20 protein-coding genes and 1 pseudogene are annotated in these 20,222 nt (G+C 48.2%); 11 read left to right on the top strand and 10 right to left on the bottom strand.

The features are described from left to right. Positions 1–9: 9 nt before the first annotated feature. From ACK5JN_RS16555 to ACK5JN_RS16515, 9 genes are all read right to left on the bottom strand, one after another. On the bottom strand, positions 10–777 hold the full coding sequence (locus tag ACK5JN_RS16555) for a heme ABC transporter ATP-binding protein (protein WP_416871161.1): 768 nt from the start codon (positions 775–777) through the stop codon (positions 10–12). After that, positions 774–1,766: a FecCD family ABC transporter permease gene (locus ACK5JN_RS16550; RefSeq protein WP_416871160.1), complete on the bottom strand. Its 993-nt coding sequence runs from the start codon at positions 1,764–1,766 to the stop codon at positions 774–776. The genes ACK5JN_RS16555 and ACK5JN_RS16550 overlap by 4 nt, the downstream gene beginning before the upstream one ends. A 51-nt stretch (positions 1,767–1,817) precedes the next feature. Beyond that, positions 1,818–2,441 (bottom strand): SDR family oxidoreductase, encoded by a 624-nt coding sequence (locus tag ACK5JN_RS16545; protein ID WP_416871159.1) that lies wholly within the window; start codon positions 2,439–2,441, stop codon positions 1,818–1,820. After that, the gene (gene hutX / locus ACK5JN_RS16540) at positions 2,441–2,935 is read right to left on the bottom strand and encodes a heme utilization cystosolic carrier protein HutX (RefSeq protein WP_416871158.1); all 495 of its coding nucleotides are present in this window, start codon (positions 2,933–2,935) and stop codon (positions 2,441–2,443) included. The genes ACK5JN_RS16545 and hutX overlap by 1 nt, the downstream gene beginning before the upstream one ends. Before the next feature lie 12 nt (positions 2,936–2,947). After that, positions 2,948–4,285 (bottom strand): heme anaerobic degradation radical SAM methyltransferase ChuW/HutW, encoded by a 1,338-nt coding sequence (hutW, locus tag ACK5JN_RS16535; protein ID WP_416871186.1) that lies wholly within the window; start codon positions 4,283–4,285, stop codon positions 2,948–2,950. A gap of 23 nt (positions 4,286–4,308) precedes the next feature. Next, a complete protein-coding gene (locus ACK5JN_RS16530) occupies positions 4,309–5,148 on the bottom strand; it encodes a heme/hemin ABC transporter substrate-binding protein (RefSeq protein WP_416871157.1) in 840 nt (279 codons plus the stop codon). Continuing rightward, entirely contained in the window at positions 5,136–7,283 is a 2,148-nt protein-coding gene (locus ACK5JN_RS16525) for a TonB-dependent receptor plug domain-containing protein (protein ID WP_416871185.1), read from the bottom strand. Before ACK5JN_RS16525 ends, ACK5JN_RS16530 begins: the two co-directional genes overlap by 13 nt. A 193-nt stretch (positions 7,284–7,476) precedes the next feature. Beyond that, a complete protein-coding gene (nhaC, locus tag ACK5JN_RS16520; RefSeq protein ID WP_416871156.1) occupies positions 7,477–8,913 on the bottom strand; it encodes a Na+/H+ antiporter NhaC in 1,437 nt (478 codons plus the stop codon). 4 nt (positions 8,914–8,917) lie between these two features. Continuing rightward, positions 8,918–10,135: a trans-sulfuration enzyme family protein gene (locus ACK5JN_RS16515; RefSeq protein ID WP_416871155.1), complete on the bottom strand. Its 1,218-nt coding sequence runs from the start codon at positions 10,133–10,135 to the stop codon at positions 8,918–8,920. 116 nt (positions 10,136–10,251) lie between these two features. On the opposite strand from ACK5JN_RS16515, the pseudogene ACK5JN_RS16510 reads away from it, so the two are divergent. The 11 genes and pseudogenes from ACK5JN_RS16510 (at position 10,252) to ACK5JN_RS16460 (ending at position 18,118) form a co-directional block, all read left to right on the top strand. Continuing rightward, positions 10,252–10,586: pseudogene (locus tag ACK5JN_RS16510) on the top strand (helix-turn-helix domain-containing protein). A gap of 250 nt (positions 10,587–10,836) precedes the next feature. Continuing rightward, positions 10,837–11,301 carry a hypothetical protein gene (locus tag ACK5JN_RS16505; protein WP_416871154.1) on the top strand — a complete coding sequence of 155 codons (465 nt, stop codon included), beginning with the start codon at positions 10,837–10,839 and terminating at the stop codon, positions 11,299–11,301. Between the two features lie 102 nt (positions 11,302–11,403). After that, complete coding sequence (locus ACK5JN_RS16500; protein ID WP_416871153.1) at positions 11,404–11,700, top strand: DUF406 domain-containing protein; 297 nt, start codon at positions 11,404–11,406, stop codon at positions 11,698–11,700. An 820-nt stretch (positions 11,701–12,520) separates the two neighbouring features. Next, positions 12,521–12,724, top strand: coding sequence for a helix-turn-helix transcriptional regulator (locus ACK5JN_RS16495; RefSeq protein ID WP_044695395.1), 204 nt, complete (start codon positions 12,521–12,523; stop codon positions 12,722–12,724). 137 nt (positions 12,725–12,861) lie between these two features. Then, positions 12,862–13,137 (top strand): hypothetical protein, encoded by a 276-nt coding sequence (locus ACK5JN_RS16490; protein ID WP_061155636.1) that lies wholly within the window; start codon positions 12,862–12,864, stop codon positions 13,135–13,137. Between the two features lie 1,290 nt (positions 13,138–14,427). Next, positions 14,428–14,715 carry a hypothetical protein gene (locus tag ACK5JN_RS16485; RefSeq protein WP_185219591.1) on the top strand — a complete coding sequence of 96 codons (288 nt, stop codon included), beginning with the start codon at positions 14,428–14,430 and terminating at the stop codon, positions 14,713–14,715. 11 nt (positions 14,716–14,726) lie between these two features. Continuing rightward, the gene (locus tag ACK5JN_RS16480; protein ID WP_071839117.1) at positions 14,727–15,002 is read left to right on the top strand and encodes a hypothetical protein; all 276 of its coding nucleotides are present in this window, start codon (positions 14,727–14,729) and stop codon (positions 15,000–15,002) included. 534 nt (positions 15,003–15,536) lie between these two features. Further along, positions 15,537–15,839: a hypothetical protein gene (locus ACK5JN_RS16475; RefSeq protein WP_416871152.1), complete on the top strand. Its 303-nt coding sequence runs from the start codon at positions 15,537–15,539 to the stop codon at positions 15,837–15,839. 182 nt (positions 15,840–16,021) lie between these two features. Then, positions 16,022–16,279: a hypothetical protein gene (locus ACK5JN_RS16470; RefSeq protein WP_416871151.1), complete on the top strand. Its 258-nt coding sequence runs from the start codon at positions 16,022–16,024 to the stop codon at positions 16,277–16,279. A 5-nt stretch (positions 16,280–16,284) separates the two neighbouring features. Further along, the gene (locus tag ACK5JN_RS16465) at positions 16,285–16,671 is read left to right on the top strand and encodes a MobC family plasmid mobilization relaxosome protein (RefSeq protein WP_262941628.1); all 387 of its coding nucleotides are present in this window, start codon (positions 16,285–16,287) and stop codon (positions 16,669–16,671) included. Further along, the gene (locus ACK5JN_RS16460; protein WP_416871150.1) at positions 16,652–18,118 is read left to right on the top strand and encodes a relaxase/mobilization nuclease domain-containing protein; all 1,467 of its coding nucleotides are present in this window, start codon (positions 16,652–16,654) and stop codon (positions 18,116–18,118) included. The genes ACK5JN_RS16465 and ACK5JN_RS16460 overlap by 20 nt, the downstream gene beginning before the upstream one ends. A 104-nt stretch (positions 18,119–18,222) precedes the next feature. Here the strand turns inward: ACK5JN_RS16460 and ACK5JN_RS16455 are convergent, their stop codons facing one another. Continuing rightward, positions 18,223–20,043 (bottom strand): DUF4365 domain-containing protein, encoded by a 1,821-nt coding sequence (locus ACK5JN_RS16455; protein ID WP_416871149.1) that lies wholly within the window; start codon positions 20,041–20,043, stop codon positions 18,223–18,225. Positions 20,044–20,222 lie beyond the last annotated feature (179 nt).

Below are 20,222 nucleotides of genomic sequence, written 5' to 3'. Positions count from 1 at the left end.
GGTACACGGCTATCTGTCGAGGACGATCAGCGGCGCGTCATCATCAGCATGCGCGACGGAAATCTCCGCCTGGTAAAGGTTGCGCAGCGCCGATTCGGTCAGCACCTCCTGCGGCGCGCCGTTATCCACCACCTGTCCCTTTTCCAGCAGGATAATGCGGTCGGCGTAGCGCGCGGCCAGGTTGAGGTCGTGCAACACGCAGCAGACATTAAACTGACGCTCCTCTACCAGCTGGCGCAGCAGGCGGAACAAATGCTGCTGGTGATGAATATCCAGCGCCGAGGTCGGCTCATCCAGAAACAGCCATTTGGGCGACGGTTCCGGTTCCCAGAGCTGGACTAACAGCCGCGCCAGCTGTACCCGTTGCTGCTCGCCGCCGGAGAGGTGGCGGTAGTCGCGCGACGCCAGCTCGCGACAGCCGCACAACGCCATAATCTGCTCGCTCTCATCGCGCGGGTTACGGGTGCGGTGCGGGTGGCGGCCCATGCGAATCACTTCCATCACGCTGAACGGAAACGCCATGTGGCTGTTCTGGCGCATGACCGCGCGCGTCTTCGCCAGCTCTGCCGTTGGCCAGTCGGTTAACGGCCGCCCGAACAGCGAACAGCGGCCGCTGTCCGGTTGCAGATAGCCGGTAAGCTGGCGCAGCAACGTCGATTTGCCCGCGCCGTTAGGCCCCAGAATCGCCACGATTTCGCCGCCGGGCAGCGTCAGCGAAACGTTATTGGTCAGGCGACGCCCGTTAAGGCTGTAGGTCAGGTTCTGGGCGTTAATCATAGTGCTCTCCGGGTGCGCAGGATTAGCCATAAAAAGTACGGCCCGCCAATCAGGCTGGTTAGCAGACCAACCGGCATTTCAGCAGGCTGTACCAGCGTGCGGGCCAGCGTATCGGCCACCAGCAGCAGGCAGGCACCGGCGAGGGTTGAGCAGGGGATCAGCCAGCGGTGATCGGCGCCGATAGTCATGCGAATCAGATGGGGGATCACCAGGCCAATAAAGCCGATAACGCCGCTGACCGAGACGGCGGCGCCGACCAGCAGCGAGCTGAGTAAAAGCAGCAGCTGGCGCTGACGCTTCACGTTCACGCCGAGGTAGTGCGCCTCTTCGTCGCCCAGCTGGAGCAGATTGAGGGTGGTGGCCAGCCAGCCAGTGGCCACCATCGCCGGGAGGGCAAACGAGGCGGCGACCAGCAGCGTTGGCCACTGTGCCTGCCCGAGGCTGCCCATCATCCACAGGGTCAGCTGGCGTAGCTGCTGTTCATCGCCAACGTAGCTCAGTACGCCAATCGCCGCGCCGCACAGCGCGTTGATGGCGATACCGGCCAGCAGCAGCTGCATCATGCCGCCGTGAATGTGGCGCAGGCTAATCAGGAAAATAACCGCGCAGACCACCAGACTCCCGGCGACGGCGAAGATCATCTGCTCGTACAGCATCACCACCGCCGGTAACGAGATCGGGAAGATAATCGCCACGCCGACCATCAGCGCCGAGCCGCTGCTGACGCCGAGCAGGCCGGGGTCGGCCATCGGGTTGCGAAACAGCCCCTGCATAATCACCCCCGCCGTCGCCAGCGCGCCGCCGACTAGCACCGCCAGCAGCACGCGCGGCAGGCGAATATTGAGCCAGATATCGCGATACTGTTCATCCAGCAGGGAAGCCAGGGTTATTTTTAGCGCCCCCTGGCTGGCGCCGACCAGCACGAGGGTCGCCAGCATCAGCAGCAGGCCGATAAAAACGCTGAAGGAAGAGAGTGAATCCTTAAACACGCGAATCTCCATAACATCATTGCGGCGCTGACGGGCAGCGCCGCGAAGGGATTAAGCCGGTTTGAGGCCCGGCTCAACCAGGCTGTAGACCTGATGGCCCAGCGCTGGCTTGGCGGCCAGCGCCTGAATGTGCGCGGCAACGTCGGCACGCTGCACAAAACCGTGCACTTCCTGCTGCTGGAAGCGCTGCGCGTTGCCGGTAGCCTCGCCGCTCAGCAGCCCGCCGGGACGCAAAATGGCATAATCAAGTGCGCTGGTTTGCAGCCAGCTTTCCGCCAGGGTTTTCTCCCTTACCGCCTGACCAAACGCCGCTTTGGCGCGATCGGAAAGGTACGGCCAGCTGTCGCCGCAGCCCAGCGATGAGACGAGGATCATGCGGCGAATACCCGCTTTTTCCGCCTCATCAATCACCGTGCGGTGCGCCAGATAGTCTTGCGCGCCGCCCATCGAGGAAATGACCGTTGCCGTCGGGCCCGCCGCCTGGCAGGCCAGCGCCACGCGTTCGGCATAGCAGGCGTCGCCGATCACCACCTGAACGCCCCTGGCTTCCAGGCGAAGCGCGGCTTCTGGCTTGCGCACCAGCGCGACCACCGGGCGCTTTTCCGCCAGCGCGCGCTCAACCGTCAGCGCGCCAACGCCCTTGCCGCCCGCGCCGAAAATCAGCCATGGGCTCATCAGGCTTCCCCTTTCAGCGCAGCGGCCAGGGTGCGGAAGGCGTCAACCTGTTCGCTCAGCAGTTGGCGGTGGTCGTCACGGCCGAGGAAAATTTTGAACATCGCGCTGCCCGCCGCGTTGAAGAACAGAATGGAGGCGGTGTCCATGGCCATGAATTTGCGCTCAACGAGGGCAATATGGGTGCAGTTTTCGGCCTTGATGTGGCCGGTCATGCCTTTTTTACCGCGCAGGTTAAAGTAGCCGTGGCGGTGGAAGCCGGACGGCAGCTCGCCGGTAAATTCCAGAATAACGTCGGCGGTATGAACCAGCGTGGTGACTTTGCCCCATTCACAGACGGTATCCCAGACGGTGTCAAACTTGTCGCCGGTGACCAGGGTATGCGACGGCACGTTTTTCACTACCTCCAGCAGGGTGGTGTTGTATTGCCCGGCGATGGCTTCCAGGGTGCCGTCAGGCTCGGTTTTTAAAAAGTCCTGCAGTGAGATATTGCTCATCATTAACTCCTGTTATGGGGTTTCTACCGCAATGCGCGGTGCGTTAAGCTCCTGAATTAACTCATCAAGAGACTGTAAAATGTTGCTTGCCCAGAAGCGTCCTTCGTTGGTCAGGCGCAGGCAGGTGGACGCATCGCGGGTGAGCCCGGCGCGGTGCCATTGCGCCAGCAGCGGGGCAAGGCGCGCGGCGTGCGGCGTGAGCGCATCTAGCGGTACACGGGCGGTTTCCACGCCGGACTGCAGCGTATGACGCCATTGGAAGCCGCGATCGGCGGTGCGCATCATCATCATCAGCGGCTTTTTGCCCGCGGCGATCGATTCATGCCAACGATTCAGGTCGCGTTCCACCATCCACGAATAGCCGTTTACCGAGCCGCCGGCACCGGACCCCAGCGCCAGGCAGTCGGCGCCTTGCTTAATCAGCAGGTTATAGAGGTTGCGTTCGCGGGTAGTGCGCGCCCAGTGGCTGTTGCTGATGCAGCGCCAGCCCGCCTGGTCCATAAAATCACAGCCCTGAAGGTAGAGATCGCGACGTTCCGCGGGTTGCGGTACCTGCGTACGGCCATTTTCGACGGCCTTGCCGAGCGGGGTGTTCGGCAGTAGGTTGAGGGCATAGAGGTCGACGCCGTCCAGCCCGATATCGCGGGCGATCGCCAGGTCTTCGCCCCACAGCCTGGCGTCCTGCCCCGGCAGGCCAAACAGCAGGTCGCAGACCACCGCCGCACGATCGCGGCGCACCAGCCCTTCCATAAAAGTGATGGCCGTAGGGCCGTCGGAGGTGCGGGCCATTTTTTTACGAATTTTGCTGTTAAATGACTGAATACCGATAGAAAAACGGTTGGCCCCCGCGTCCAGACAGGCGTCGATGCGCGCGTCGTCGAAGTTCAGCACCCGTCCTTCAATGGTGATTTCACAGTCCGGCGCCAGCGGCAGGCGCGCGCGCAGGGCGGTGATAATACGCGCCAGGTCGCCCGCCGAGAGTGCGGACGGCGTACCGCCGCCAAAGTAGACCGCGTGGATCGGCGCGGACTGATGCAGCACGCTGTCGGCTTCCATCTCGATTTCGCGCAGCAGCGCATCGGTGTAGCGCGCGCAGCGATCTTCTTCATAGCGGTTCTGATAAAAACCGCAGAAGGTGCAGTGGGTGGCGCAAAACGGAATATGCAGATACAGCAGGCGCTTACGCGGCGGCGTGGCGTGGCTTAGCACCTCCAGCCAGGTGTGCGCCAGCTGCTCTTTAGCAATGGGGATAGCGCCACGCCAGGGCATGGTGGCCCGGCGGTCTTTGAAGGGCTGACCGCCCTCCAGCGCAAAATGCGGGGTGAGATCCAGCTCGTTTGTCGTATTCAGCATAACGGGTATTTCAACGTCCTTTAGTTTGGCCAGAACTGGCGGTGCAGCGTTTCAACGGCGTCGGCGACGCGCGGCCCCATCCCCAGGATCAGCGCCTGATCGAGAATGACGATCCGCTTGTTTTTCCACGCCGCGGTGCGGGTAATGCCGGCGATGGTGCTCAGGCGGTTGATGTCGCCTTCCACCATCTGTGAGGTGACGACTATTACCTGCGGATTGGCGGCAATCAGCGCCTCGGCGCTGTAGCTGCGATATTGCGGGTGCTGCGCCACGTTTTGTGCGCCCGCGAGCGTCATAATGGCGTCGGCGACGCTACCCTGGCCCGCCACCTGCGGCGCGCTGCCGCCCGCGCTGAGGATAAACAGCGCTTTCACCGGCGCCGGTTTGCTGGCGCTGCTCTGCGCCACCTTCTCCAGACGCTGACGGATATCGTCAACCAGCGCATTCCCCTGGTCCTCTACGCCCAGCGTTTTCGCGAGCGCGTGGATGTTGGCGTACATCTGGTCGACGGTGGCCGGCACGCGGGGCAGGGTGACAACGTCAACCTTCTGCGAGCGCAGCTGCTCTAACACCAGCTGCGGCCCCGCGTCCTGCCAGGTAATAAAACGGCTCGGGCGCAGCGACAAAATGCCTTCGCTGCTGAGCTGCTTCCAGTAGCCAATGTGCGGCAGCGCGGCGGTTTCCGGGGGATAAGAGGTGGTTTCATCCACCCCAACCACGCTGCTACCCGCGCCCATGGCATAAATCAGTTCGGTGAGCGAGCCGCCCGCCACCACAATGCGCTCGGCGGCCTGCGTGCTTAGCGCGCAGGTGAGCGCCAGGAGTCCAATCGCCAGTTTTTTTATCATCAGAAGTTCCATGCAAAGCCGATAGCCGCGTTAAAGCCCGCCGCAGGAATGGATTCGTGCGCCGTGCGGTAGCGTTTATCGGTGAGGTTATTCAGGGCCAGATTGACCTGATACTGGTCTTCAGCACCAAATTCGGTGTTAACCGCCAGGTTTAGCGTGGCCCAGCCTGGAGTGCGGACTTCTTTGCTGCCGGTGTCATCTTTGGCGCTGGAAGCCGCACGGATGTAGATATCCGAGGTCACGTTGGCCTGATTCAGCATCAGCGTGTGTTTTACCCCGATACGACCGTTGACGCTGGGTTCGCCGGTATTGGTGGTTTTTAGCGTCTGGCCTTCGTACTGACGGCGGATCAGGTTGCCGCTGACGTAAGGGGAAACGATCCAACCGTTGTACTCCGCGCTCAGCTCCATGCCCCAGGTTTTGGCGCGGTCGATATTGTCGTAGTAGTAATATCCGCCGCGCGAGGAGGAGGTGTTGCCGTTGCACTGAGACTGGCCGGAACAGGCGATACTGGCAATGTAGTCTTTCGCTTCCGAGTAGTAGACGGCCCCGTCCACCAGCCACAGGTTGCCGTTATAGCGGGCGCCCAGCTCGACGTTGTTGGAGTGCTCGGCTTCCAGATCCGGGTTGCCGTAGGTGGTTCCGCCGCCCGCTGACGTCTGCATAAACAGCTGCGAGAGCGTGGGGAAGACGTAGCCCTGGGCGAAGGCGGCACGCAGCTCAATGTTGTCGAAGCCGGAGTAGCGCAGGCTGGTGGAGGTGACCAGTTCGCGGTCGTTGGTGGATGAGGTTGGGATGGACGTATCGCTAATGACGCCAGCGGTCGCGGACTGACCATCGCCGCGGGTCAGCTTTGAGGAGAGCCAGTACTGGCGCGCGCCCAGCGTCCATGTCCAGTTATCCGCAAAGCGCCAGTCGTTCTGTGCAAACAGTGAGGTATTGCTCTGCTCGGACTCATAGTAGGAACGGGTTTGGGTGGCGGTATTGATCAGCCCGGTGGCGGATTGGCTCGTGGTATTACCGTTCGAGGTCTGGGAGACGCGATCGCGCTTATACTGCGCGCCAAGCACCAGTTCATTGTTGGCCGGCAGGGAGAAATTGCTCTGCAGCGTGATGCCCTGAGTGTACTGCTTATCATGGGTCTGAGTCTGGTTATGAACGGTCAGCACCTGAATCATCGGGCTTGGAATAGGCTGCGTCGTTTTTACTTCATTCTCAAACTGGCGCTCAATGGTCTGCTGATAGGCGTCAATGTGGATTTTCTTCAGGTAGTCGCCGTTGACGTCCACGTCGTAGAACAGGCCGACTTTCTCACGTTCCAGTTTTGGCAGCTTGACGCTGAAGGCATCGTACTCACCGTCCGGATCTTCAAAATAGGTCTGCGTAGCGAGCCGGTAGCGGTCGAGCGACAGCCCAACATGCTGGTTATCGAGGTTGTAGCCCAGCCACAGGGCCTGGCTGTTATTGCGGTTGTGGGTATTGGGCAGACGGCCATCCGGCGTTTTGCGATCGCCCTGATCGGAGTAGCTGCCGTTGATGCGGTAATCAAACTGACCGATGCTGCCCCAGGCAGCGGCAGACTCTTCCCAGCCGGCGGTAGAGGAGTTGTAGACCGCTTTTACGGTGCCAGCGATCGGCTTATCGCCGCTTTTTTTGGTGATAAAATTCACTACGCCGCCGATGGCCTGTGAGCCGTACAGGACGGAGTAGGGACCTTTCACCACCTCAATACGCTCCAGCGCCGACTCGTCAATCAGCAGGCCAACGCCATAGTTATCGCCGGCGCGTTGGTAGGTGACCTCCTGACCGTCGATCAGTATCAGCACGCGCGAAGAGGCTTCGCCGCGAATACGAATCTGCTTGCGCCCGGCCAGCGCGTTATCGGTGACCTCAACGCCGGGGATATCCTGGAGATCGTCAGCAATCGAGGTGCTGGTGGAATTTTGCAACGTCTGATGATCGATGACCTGAATGGTCGCCGGGCTTTCCCAGAGGTGACTTTCCGAGCGGTTCGCCGTGACGACGAGAGTCTCTTCTTTGCTGGTTTTGTGTTGAGCTGTGTGGGCTGTGGCAGCGGAAACGGCACCTGCGATAAACAGCGGCAGGGCGGAGAGTACGAATGACCCTCGAGTCAGTGTGTTACGCATCATTAACCTATAAATAAGTATGAGTATGATAATAATAATTACTATCAATTACATTTGCATATGAAGGTGTGCGTCGTCCAGCCTTGAAGATTCAAACAAAATACATCTTTGATTTGTGTCAATTTACACCGGGTGGGAAGGGGGGGATGGCGTGAAAAATGCCCACAGACGCCAGTCTGTGGGCGGTATGACGTTACGCGGTAGTGGGAACGAATCGGGTGCCAAAGTGTGTCCATCGAGGCAGGATGGCAAAGATAACCGCAAACAGCAGGCACGACAGGTTAAACAGCGTAAAGGGCATATAGTCCAGCGTGGCTACGCCCAGCGTTTTCGCCATAAACATGCCGGAGATGGTCCACGGAAACAGGCCTTCAAGCAGCGTCGCGCCGGACTCCATTGCGCGCGACATATTGACCATATGCAGCTTTTTCTCTTTGTAGCAGGGGTCATACATACTCTTGACGATAAAAAAGCTGATCACCGCGTTGCCGGTACAGGCCACCAGCACCGAACTGGTGACAATAGTGGCGAGCACGGTGCGCGTAATGGTGTGCAGCTTTTTGACCAGGCTGCTGAGAATGACCGCCAGCGCCCCCGAAACCTCGAGCGCGCTGGCAAAAATAAACGCGCACAGCATGACGACGATCGGGCTGACCATGGAATACATGCCGCCGCGATTGAGCAGCACGTTGATATTTCTGGCCGTGGCTTCATCCATCGCTATAGCCTGTAATCCCGGGAGCATCGTCGACTTAAAGCCGTTGATGGCCGCGGCGATCGTGTCAGCGAGTACGATATCCTGAAACAGGACGGCGAGCACAATGCCGGACAGCGCCGAAGCAACCAGAACCAGCACCGAGTCCCATTTGCGAACTGCGCCAGCAAATACCAGCAGCGCCGGACACAGCAGCAACGGGTTCAGCCAGAACGCGCCCCGCAGCGCCGATTTCATCACCTCTATTGCCTGCAACTGCTCAGGTGTGCCTGCCTGCAGATGATTACCGAGCAGGTAAAACCCGATACAGGCGACCACAAACGCCGGCAGCGCGGTATAGAGCATATTGCGGATGCTCTGGTAGAGATCCGCTTCAGCGGCGATGGCGGCCATATTGGTGGTGTCAGAGAGGGGAGAAAGCTTGTCGCCAAAATAGGCCCCTGAAATGACGGCGCCCGCGGTAATGGGCAGTGAGACGTCCATTGCCGTGGCAACGGCGATCAGCGCGACGCCGATGGTACCCGCGGTGCCCCACGAGGTGCCGGTAAAGGTCGAAATACAGACGGTCACCAGGAAGGCGGTAAGATACAGATAGGCAGGGTTAATCACTTCCAGGCCATAAAGTACCATCAGCGGGATGGTGCCGGAAACCATCCAGCAGCCTATCAGCATGCCGATAGAAAGCAGGATCAGCATCGCCGGCACCGCGTCCTTAATTTTCCCGACCAGCGCGTTCATCACCTGTTTCCAGCTACCGCCGTATAAGCGTGCGTAAAAGCTGGTAACAATGGTGATACAGATTAGCGTGAACTCTACCGGGTAGTTCAGCAGACCGATGCCGACGGCAAAAATGATAAAGATGACCGCAAGAAGCAATAACGCCGAGGTAAACGTTGGTTTTTTCTGCGTATGCATTGGATTAGCCTCTCATTCCGGCGATAGCGGTAAAGGCGCGATCCAGATCGGCAATCAGCAGTTCCGGGCTTTCCTGCCCAATCGACAGGCGAATAAGCCCCGGCGCAATGTTATGGGCTGCCAGCGCTTCCTCGTTGTAGCCGCGGTTTGGCGAGATGATTAAGCTTTCATATCCACCCCAGCTACAGCCAATCTTGAACAGACGACAGTTGTCGATAAAGCCTTTTACCTGCGCAAAATCGCCGTCTTTAATCTCAAACGCAAACAGGCCGGAGAACCCCATCATCTGCCGACGGATAATCTCCTGCTGCTGCCCATTGGCCAGCGCCGGGTGACGAATATTTTCGACTTCCGGCCGGGTTTTGAGATAGTCGATGATCTGTAGCACGTTCTCCTGGTGGCGCTGCATACGCACCGGCAGCGTGCGCAGGCCGCGTAGCAGTAGCCAGGCGGCGAACGGCGACAGTACGGCGCCCAGTAGCTGGTGGGAGAAGTCGCGGATCTCCGTCATGCGGTCGTGTGAGGTAATCACCGCGCCCGCGATCAGATCGCTGTGGCCGCCGAGATACTTAGTGCAGGAGTGGATCACGATATCGAAACCCAGCGTCAGCGGCTTCTGAAAGAGCGGCGTCGCCCAGGTGTTGTCAATCATCGTGGTAATACCGCGCGCCTTCGCCAGCGCGGCGATGGCGGAGAGATCGACAATATTCATGGTCATCGTGCCGGGCGATTCGGTGTAGATAACGCGCGTCGTGGGGCGGATATGACGTTCAATTTCGGCTATGTTGCCATCCAGCACAATGTCGTAGCTGATGTCATATCGGCTCGCCATCTGTTTAACCAGAGCTAGCGCTGGTCCGTAGACGTTATTGACGAAGATAATATGATCCTGGCTACGCAGGTTGGCCAGCAGCGCGGCGCTAATTGCCCCCATTCCTGAAGCGAAACAGCGGCAGGACTCCCCTCGTTCAAGCTTTGCCAGCTTCTCTTCAACCATCTGCACCGTAGGGTTTAAGCCGCGTGAGTAGATAAAGCGCTCCGCCTCGCACAGCATGTCATCGCAGTAGGATTGGTAGTCTTTCTGGACAAACAGGCTGGTCTGAACGATTGGCGCGCTGACTGCGCCAAAGTAGCGTTCATGGTGCTCGTCCTGTCCGGAGCAGGCGATTTGGTCGTCATGAAGATAGCGGTCATGGTGCAAAAAGAAGTGGCGAGTTTCCATGGAAAAATTCCTTATGTGTATGAGGTAAGGGTGAATGCCCTGGCCGCATCATGAAACGTTGTGTTCTTAAAAACTGTTATTAACTTCATATAAATTCAAGTATCCCTTGAATTGATGTGGTTAAAGTTGAAGATGGATCCGGGCCAGGGAGGGATAATTTAGGCTGGTGAAGCGAAACTGGGCCGTTGCGGTGATTGGTAAAAGATTAAAGATCGCGAGGATTAATGCAGATCTCAAGCAGGCGGAGCTGGGCGTGGCGGCGGGGCTGGATGAGGAGTCGGCGAGCGCACGTATTAGCTCTTACGAAAACGAGGTGCACGCGCCTGATTTTCGTCTGGTCTGTAAACTCGCCGCCGTGCTGGATGTGCCGGAGGCCTATTTTTACGCGGTGGAGGATGAGCTGGCGGAGTTGATTTTGCAGTACCATCGCTATCGAAAGCGCGGTTGGTAGCGGGATAACGGGAATGCCCCCCTGTTACGGCCATCAATATCGCTATCAGATTATTCTGCTAATACAGCGGGTTGCGGTTTTAAAACCGCCCACTATTATTGGGGGTTGGTGGTAAATATTCAGGAAACATATCCTTTTGTCGAACGACAAAAATAACAAAGAGTGACTAAGAGGGGCGACAGTGCGTCATTTATATTCTGGGATGGTAGTTGGACTCGCGTTACTGGCATCAGCGTGTGCGCCGGGGCCGGTGGGCACAAAACGTTATGAGCCGTATACCGGGCAAGATGCTGCGGTGGTTTACACTCAGCTCAACGAGCAGCACCAGGGGCTGATTTATTTCCAGCGTTTTGCGAAGGAAGGCGATTGCTACAAAGATCAGGAGCTGATTTATATCAGCAATAATCTTATGGAAGGCAAGGTGAACCGTTTTTATGAAAGCCGCATTCGCCCCAATACTCACTGGTCGCTATACGTGATGAACAATTCCAGCGGACATCAAATCACCACGCAAACCGCGTTTATTCCTGAAGCGGGCAAACATTATGTTGCTATCCCCTATCAGGGCGTCGTGGAAGTTCCACAGGATCTGAAGCTGTCCGGGAGCGATAACCTGGATAAAATTTATGAACAATACAAAGATAAACCCGCGCAGACATGGAATGTGCGTAATGGCGTTTGTAAGTTCTGGTTCGCGAAAATGATGGGCGCATAAGGTTAGCTTCGTTCGCGGGGGATAGGGCGCATTACGCACTAAAAGTATGGATTTTCCATCGGCAGCGTCCTATCCTGAGTGCAAACATACGAGGTTATCATTATGAAAGATGTTGTTGATAAGTGCAGTACTAAAGGGTGTGCGATCGATATTGGCACAATTATTGAAAATGACGATTGTACCTGTCCGATCGAGCGCGTTTTTCCGACGAAAAATGAAGCTGAGCTAGCGGTCGCGAAAATCAAGAAACTGGCTGCTGCTGCTGCCTCGGGCGAAGACGCTGAGGTTGTGTACCAGATTCAGAACGTTGGCAACGAGGCGAAGCTGGACGCGTCCGTGACGTTTTCTTGCCAGGCGGAAAAGATCATTTTTGAACTGTCATTAAGATCGGCATTCTGAGAATAAGTGCGCCTGCCGATGTTCAGTTGATGAACGGAGGCAGGCGTATTGTTATGTCGTGACTCTCAACGCCAGCCCGGTGGTAGCAGACCGCCCGTGGGGGGAGTTTGTCTTGGCATTGCCGGGTTTCCATCGTTTTAGGCACCTTAAGCTTTATGAGGTGCCTAAAAGGTTCGGATTTAATTAGTTGTCTTCGGATTTCGCCGCAAAAATTGAAGGCACAAAAAAGCCCGCAGGGCTTGCGCCGTGCGGGCTCTTAGGACTTCATCGGATGACTCTGGTAATCACCGATGGAGAATTTTGGGCTGGCGTCCCTGTGTTTTATTTTACACTTATATGATTTTTATGGTTATTTTTGTATCGTTATTAATTAAGGGTTCATTAAAGGGTCCTAAAAAAGGCGTCATCACTGATTTTACTTATTCCAGAGCTAAAATCTTAGATACTGCACGTTTAGGAGTTGAACTCACGAAACATAGCCTTTCCTCTCCAGAGGCTATTTCCCGTATGCAAAATCTTACCTCCAACTAAGTCTTCTCAAAGTGTTAAACAAGGATTATAAAGAGGAATAGTACAGAATTAAATCATGAATAATTTAAATCATTGATAAATAACTATTTATTAAAAAAACTTAAATAGACCAGAAAAATAGCACTTTTTGCAGAAGTCCTCCTAAGCCTATGCTGGCTTGCTTTCAAAATACTCTTCATAAATCTGACTAAAAAAACACCACCCCTTGATCAATTCGTGCTTTTTGATAGTTGATCGCCATAAGCGATCTGAAGATACTGCATCCATCAAAACAACAATGGAGAAATGTATGACAGAAAGAAAAAGATTTATCCGTATGCCTGAAGTGTTGGAAAGAACCGGATTTTGTAAAGCTTGGATTTATCGATTGATTAGTCGTGGTCAATTCCCTGCACCTATAAAACTAGGTGATCGAGCAATCAGGTTCGTAGAAAGTGAAGTTGATGAGTGGATCGACCAAATGATTTACGCGTCACGTAATAAAGCAGCATGATAATATTTTTATAAATGAAGTTAGGAGGTCATATATAATAAATATATAGGCCTGTGTTTGAATATAACGATCCCTTTAATAAAAATACATGAAAGTGTGGGGGGATATTTACTTAACGATTAAATAAGGAACCAAAAATGAAAAAAGAAAATAAATGTAATAGTCAGAACTCAGCAGAACTTACAGCATTGCTAGAATACTCTCGCTTTACCAAGAAAGTGCTTGCGAAGCCTGCTAATGAAGTATTCGATCTATTTACCGACAAATATTATATGGAAACCGTTTACGATGATATTATTGATAAAACGAAGAAGAGTATTGATCAAAGTCAGCATAGATACATAGATTTTGAAGAGGTTAGAATAAATATAATGTGCATGCATACAGAGGCCATTATGATTTGTTATATGTGAAAATAAAATAGCTCAAAATGGATTGTATAGCGTTTAGAGATTTTATATGAATAGTATTGATATCTTAAGCAAAAGGTCAGATATATTTCTGACCTTTATTAGGTTTTGCTATCATTAATCAATAATGATTTTGTGAAATATTTTATTTGTTTCTCTTGACTATTAAAATATAAGTCTTATAAAAAATAAAGATACAAAAAAAGCCAGATGATAAATCTGACTTTTTAAGGACTAAAAAAGTCAGCGAAAACTTTTTAAGTCTTGTAATCAGTTAGAGGATTAACGTGATTACAAATATAATAAAGTATTAAATAATATTTTCATATTTGTCAAATCTAAATCTGAGCTTTTTACAAGTCTTTTAAATACCACTTCCAGAAGCTTTAATGTCCTCGAAAGCAATCAAATTATAAACCTTTGTATCAGGTCTGCATATGTGGAGCAATTGAGCGCGAGTCGCTAATAAGAGATGTCCGTATGTTTTGTTGGTTGTAGGTATAGAAGGGGAAGCGACGTAATACCAACCCGAAGCGAAGTTCTAAACAGATAAGTGAAGTTGTATATGGAATAGCTATGAGAAAGCCCTACCTTTGTTGACAGCATTAATAGGGGATAACAATACATTAATCTGCATGAACGAATCTGGGGGTGTCGTAGGGTGTCCTACATTGGAAACGATGTAGAGCTTTAAGCCAGATCAACTTGGGTGAAGTCATATTTTTCATCTTGGTTTTCGCCAATCTTGATAGATTTTCAACAAAATAAGTTGAAAATTTCAGGAGGCGAAGCCTTGGATGAAGTCCCCTTTTCGGGGGCGAACACAAGGCAGTATATAACTCTCAGTAAGGCTGTTTTTATTTATAGCAAAGGTGCCTTGTTTTATGGCACCAATAAAATATAAAGTAGAACTAGATCTAAAAAAGATATAGGGCGAAGCCTAATAAAATAAAAAGAAAACCATATCTAAAAAATATAAGAAAAAAGTCTCGCGCCAGATATCCCGCCATAGAACTTTTCACGTTGTTATCCCTTCAAGATCCAAATCCTAAACAGAAAATGATCGGTATAAAAGATCGATATGTCAATATCGATAGTTTTTATCAATCAAAAGGTGCTAAATCGATCGTTGTTAATTGTTTTAAACGATCGATTATCATAATGTGATAGTTTTAGACTATCATGGTGCATTTTTTCGATCGGTACAAACGATATGACTAGACATAAAAATAATTGAATTCTAAGGCGTTTACAGATCAATCGTAGGTCTGTGCTATTGGTGAAGGAAAAGTTATGCGCAAATTTATGTTAGCGGCAGGTCTTGCCGTCCTGCTGTCGGGTTGTGGCGATGATGGCATCTATGGCAGCTACGTTAATCAACAATACGGTGTCAGGCTTGATGTTCAGAAAGATGTGATCAAGTTCAGAAATGGCGTTTTTACTGTTAAAAGCTGGGATGAAAGCCAAAAGCCTGTTTATATCGCAAGAACTCAAAACAAAGATCTTGGTTCTTGGACTTTTAAAATAGAAAAAGTCAAAGGCGGTGTAGTTTACCAAGGTGCGGTTTTTAAGAAAGATTAGAGGATTAGGAAATGGAAAACAATATCATTCAATGTCCCTACTGTCTAAAAGAAAGTCAGAAAGGGGTTCACGTATGCACGGGATGTCAAGCAACTATATTATACGGTGCTCCTCCGGGTTGGTGTGTTTTTTTAGTTATACTTGGCACTTTTATAATGTCTATTTTGATCGGGCTGAGTGCAGGGATAGTTGCATTTAATATAAGTTTGTTTGTCATTGCAATTTTTGGATTTATTATTAGCAAGTTGGCTTTTTCTGAACGGATTTCTTTTAGACGAAGGATGTAAAACTGCCCTGTCTTTCAAGGTGATGGCTCGCAGTGCGAACCATCACCTATCTAAAGTTTATTTCCTTCATTGCGTCATCAAGTAATAAATCGGAACCCACTGACATATAAGCCGTCAGCGGGACCCCGCGATCTATTACTTGACGACCTGACCCTCGCTGCAAATTTTACGCAAAGCTACCTATTACGCACAGATACCAGAAAGACAATATATTATTCATCCTATCTTTTATTTGCATTTAATTTGTCGTGCAGTGTATTTATTTATGTAGCCGCTATTGACTAGATCTTATTATCGGTTATTTATTTAAATATAGGTGTAGTTCAGCTTTGTTTTTTGTTTTTCGGAAACTGAGGCAAGGTGTAATAGCGTATCCGCTATTTACCCAATCCTTCGGATTGCCCCCACGCGCTACGCTTGGAGGGTTGTTAAAAAATCTACCCTTCCACCAATTCCCCTTATCAAAGGGGAGGCGGTAAATCAAACCCCAAAGATTTACTTTGGATATTATAAATAATATTAGGAGTTATAGATATGTCGCACGATTTTAGTATTGAAAGAAAAAAAGATGAAAAAATAGCTTTCTTCTTTGGTTATGCTGGTGCTGTTTTTTATAAGAGTTTTCATTGTGAAGAATATGATAATCATTTTTCAGGTAGTAATGAAGGTAAAACAATAAGTAAAAAGGGAGCAGAAAACGCATTGAATAAAATAATAAATAGTGAGGAAATCAAGAACTATCCAGATCCTGAACGTATCAATGACATTAAAGATTTTTATAATAATGTTGTTTTGAAATCAAAAGAAGAAGATGAGTTTTATATTCATTTTAGTTGAGGAAATTAATATATGATTATAGCAATAGCAATGATGTTTCTTTGTATAATGCTTGGCGGCTTCATGATCCGTAGTTGTATGGGTAAAAAAGACTCTTCAAGCGAAGCAAAGCAATCAATATCAGATGTTAGAAAAATGATAGATAAAAAAGCACTGATTAAATATAAGAGGAGGCATAGAGTGTGAATAGGGATGACATAGAGAAACAAATGAGCCAAAAAATGAACGTTGAATTGTTAGCACGATTTTTTTACTACATTGAACAAGATAAAGATATATCTTTTTGTGAAATAAATAGTGATGAACAAAGGTTGTGCTATTTTGTGGCTCATAGATATATACAAGAAAATAAAGCTGATGACCTTCTAGAATCGTTGATTGATGAAAATGATGAAGACTATATAAAAGCTATAAGAGATTATATGTTTACAGGTGGATAATAAATATGGATACAGATAGAAAGAGAGGACGTATAGAATTGAATCACGAAGAACGCAGAGATATCTCTATACAGTTTAGAGTAAACAAAGCAGAGTTTGAATATTTAAAATCCTTAGTGGAAGCCTCTGGACTTGAAAGAGGCCATTACATACGAAGAGAAATATTAAAATCTGAACCTGTTGTAAGAAGAAAAATGCCAGAAGTTAACCAGAAAACATATATTCAGCTTTCAGCTATTGGTAATAATATAAATCAATCAACTAAAAAACTAAATAGCAATGAGTATTTTGATAAAAATGAAGTTGATAAACTTATGTTTAATATAAAGCAAGTTAGCAGAAGGATATTAGAAATAAACAAGGATCTAAATTATGAAGGGATACGTGGCTAAATCAGGTAAATCATTTAAAAATAGAGTTAAGTATATATTGAAAGATGATCATGATTTCATTTGTAGCAATATGTCAGCAGATAAAAATAATGTTAGTGATTTAACTGATGAGTTTAAAGCTGTTAGCAGTTTTAGGCAAGATATAAAAAAAACTGTTTTTCATGCGTTTTTATCTCTTCCAAAAGATGAGAAGCTCACAGATGAACAATGGCAAGAGATAGCAAAAGACTATTTGAAAGAAATGAATATCGATATAGACAAACATCAATATATTTGTGTGCGTCATAAAGATACTGATAAAGACCATATCCATATAGTAGCGAATCGTGTCGGCCTTGATGGTTCTGTATGGCACGGTCAGCACTCAGCATTTAATACAATAACAGCTTGTGAACGTTTAGAAGTAAAACACGGCTTAACCATTACACAGGGACTTAAAGGTCAAAAATCAGACGTATCAGCACCAACCAAGAACGAGATCGAGCAAGCTCTTCGTACAGGTGAAAAACCAGCTCGTATCGTGCTACAGAACGCCTTACAGGCGGCTATGACAGGAAAACCTCACTTAGAGACGTTCGTAGAACGTCTGCAGGCCGTAGGCATTGAACCAAGGTTCAATGTTGCCAGCACTGGCAACGTGGCGGGGGGTTCATTCAGTGTAAATGACATAGCGTTTAAGGGATCTTCTTTAGGCAAAAAATTTAGCTGGAACACTATTAAAAAAAAGGTGAAATATGACAAAAATAGAGATGATGAACTCGTTAGAAGTTTCTCAGCAAGAAAAGATGATGAACCAAATAGTATTGGACGATCACTTATTGAACCAAATATCAATGACAGTAGAGCCACTGACCGAATCGATGATGATATTATCAGAATCAGTCAGCACAGCATTGAATCAGACACAGCAGACACTAACAAGGCTGAACAACTCGTTAGAAACAACAACAACAGCTTTAAACTCAGCGAAAAATATAATAGACCAACAAGCCCTAAAGTTAGAAGAACAACACAAAAAGCTGCACAAATACTCAACAGAGTTAAAAAACAATACAATAAAGAATCAATCAAAACTTATACTAAAAGTAGCCTCAATAGTTGGAGTCCTAAATTTAGCGGCGGTTCTATCAGTAGGATACTTGATCATGCAGAAACAGCCAACGCAGCCACAAATAAATTTAGACTCAAAAGCCGTGTCAAAATCAATAGTAGAGCAACTAAGATCGAAGAAATAAGAGATCGTTTAGGTATTAAAAAACCAGTTATTCAGCCAAAGAACAAAGAGAAAACTATTCATGAGGAAATAAAGAAAAAGCCAGCTTATTTAGCTGAGAATGAAATTAGATTTAAATCGAAGTTAAAATCAAGAATGAAAATTGAGATATCAAAATCATCACAACAAGAAGATGAACAGATTATTGAGCGCCAAGTTTTTAAGCCAAGATAAAAGAGATGTTATTTGGTTTTTATGAGTATTAAAGTAGGAAGATGGATTTTAAGTGGCCTATGTCAGACAGCCACTTAATCTGAAATATAAACATCGATAGGTAATTAAAATCTATTCTTCTTAAGAAGAGTTTTATGACGTTCAACTTCTTTTAAATACCATTTGAGACTCCATGCCCAACTCTCCTCTCTTGGTTTACAATCCGCGCATTTATCACAATTTGATTGTTTGAAGCTATTACCAAAATCATAACTGCCAGTACTGTCATATAATTGGCTTAATAAATTTCCTGTTCCTTGAGCATGTCCGTGTTTTAAGCAGATTAAGAGATGCATCCCGCCGAGAGAGTGCATTCTCAATGATTGGGCAAATATTCCTCCGGGGCGATAATGAACGAATAAATGCTCACAGTTTTTCATTATATTTGTGGGATCATAATTAGCAAATCCAATTTTAAGGAACTCATGATGTTCTCCTTGTGGGTCATCAGGGTCCATTCCTAGATTTTTGGCCATACTCAAGAAGTATTCTTTTTGCTCTTCAGTTGTAAGATCATAAAAATCTTTTTGACTGTCAAGACTGATAACATGATTTTCTATTTCTGTTAGGGCTTTCTCAAAATCAGGAAAAGTTGAAAGAATCATTTTCCGATGGGGTTGGGTTGCTTTAGGATTTTGTTTTAGTAAGGTGGCAGTAAGGAAGTATAATTTTTCAATTTTTTCAATATCTTTTGATAATACACAATATGTCATTACTAATAATGACATTCTTTCATACCAATCATCTAGAAAATCAATGGATTCCTTAGAACCTCGTGCTTCATGGATTCCTTTGAATATTAAAATTGATGCATAGATATCAACAAAAAAATCTGAGAGTATGTGATATTGCTGATCTCTTGTCATACGATTACATAACTCAATGATCTTTTGTAGGGAGATACAACAATCTCTATACATTATTTGAGTTTGATCATTGTAAATATAACGCTCTAAAGATTTTTCTTCGAAGTGATTGACTGAATGATGACTTGCATGAAGCTGATCCAGCTGAGCCTTAAATTTTGCTTTCCTTGATTTTCCTAAAGCAATTAATCTGTGAATCCGACTTTTTTGCTCTCTGGCTAATAGTATCAAATGCTGGCAAATATGAAAATTTTCTCTGTAAACTTCTCTCTTGATATTAGTATAAGGAGAAATTTGGAATGCTTGCAAATAATATAATACTGCGATAAATCTATCTTTTGCTGGAACTATTGGTGAATTGCTTATTTCGGTAGAACGTTCAAAAACAGAGTCATATTTTCTTTCAGATAAAAGATTATCCAGCTGCTGGTGATACGCTTTATATAATGCTTCACCTATATCTTCAATTTTCTTATCGAGTGATGACGGACTAATGATAGGATATCTGACAACAGAATCCTTAAGCCCCTTAATATTCAAGTGATCCCAACAATCCATGACAGCATCTAATATTTTATTTGCTGAAGCAATATCTTTTCTTACTAACGTATTCTCAATTGGGATATGAACTTGAATGGTTTCATTTTGATTAGATTTTGATGCCTTTTCTCTTAATATTTCATTGTTAGTTAAGGGTAGCCAAAATATTTTCTCAGAGGTGATTTCTACTACAGCTAAAATAACAGGCACTTTAAATTCAAAGTAATATCTCAAACGCTCTGTTTTCAGGGTAAATGATAATAAGCTATTATCATGAATAAAAGTTGAGTTCTCTTCACCCTTAATCTGAACTTTGAAAACACTCTCTTTTCCAAGAGCTTTGCCACTACCATCTTTGAGTTCAATTTCTCCATCAATACCAAAATCATTTTGATCTTCTTGGCTTCGGAAAATCCAATGGCTTGGTAAGTTGTATTCAAAAATACGTCCGGCTTCAGTTCCAATCTCTCCAGCGTTCATCAGGCCTCTCAATCTTGCTCTTCGTATAATTTCCTCTTTTTATATAATACCATTTTCAAGCGATAACATAGCGATGGACCTAAAATCATTGCTTGAAGTTTGAACCATAACAACGTGGCAAGAGGAAATCAGTAAACATTTTCTATTGTAAAATCATGTGCTGTAGAAAAATACAGCAC

Origin of the sequence: Kluyvera sp., assembly GCF_047971185.1 — a bacterium.
GTDB lineage: Bacteria > Pseudomonadota > Gammaproteobacteria > Enterobacterales > Enterobacteriaceae > Kluyvera.
This window is presented reverse-complemented; position numbering and strand designations above follow the sequence as displayed.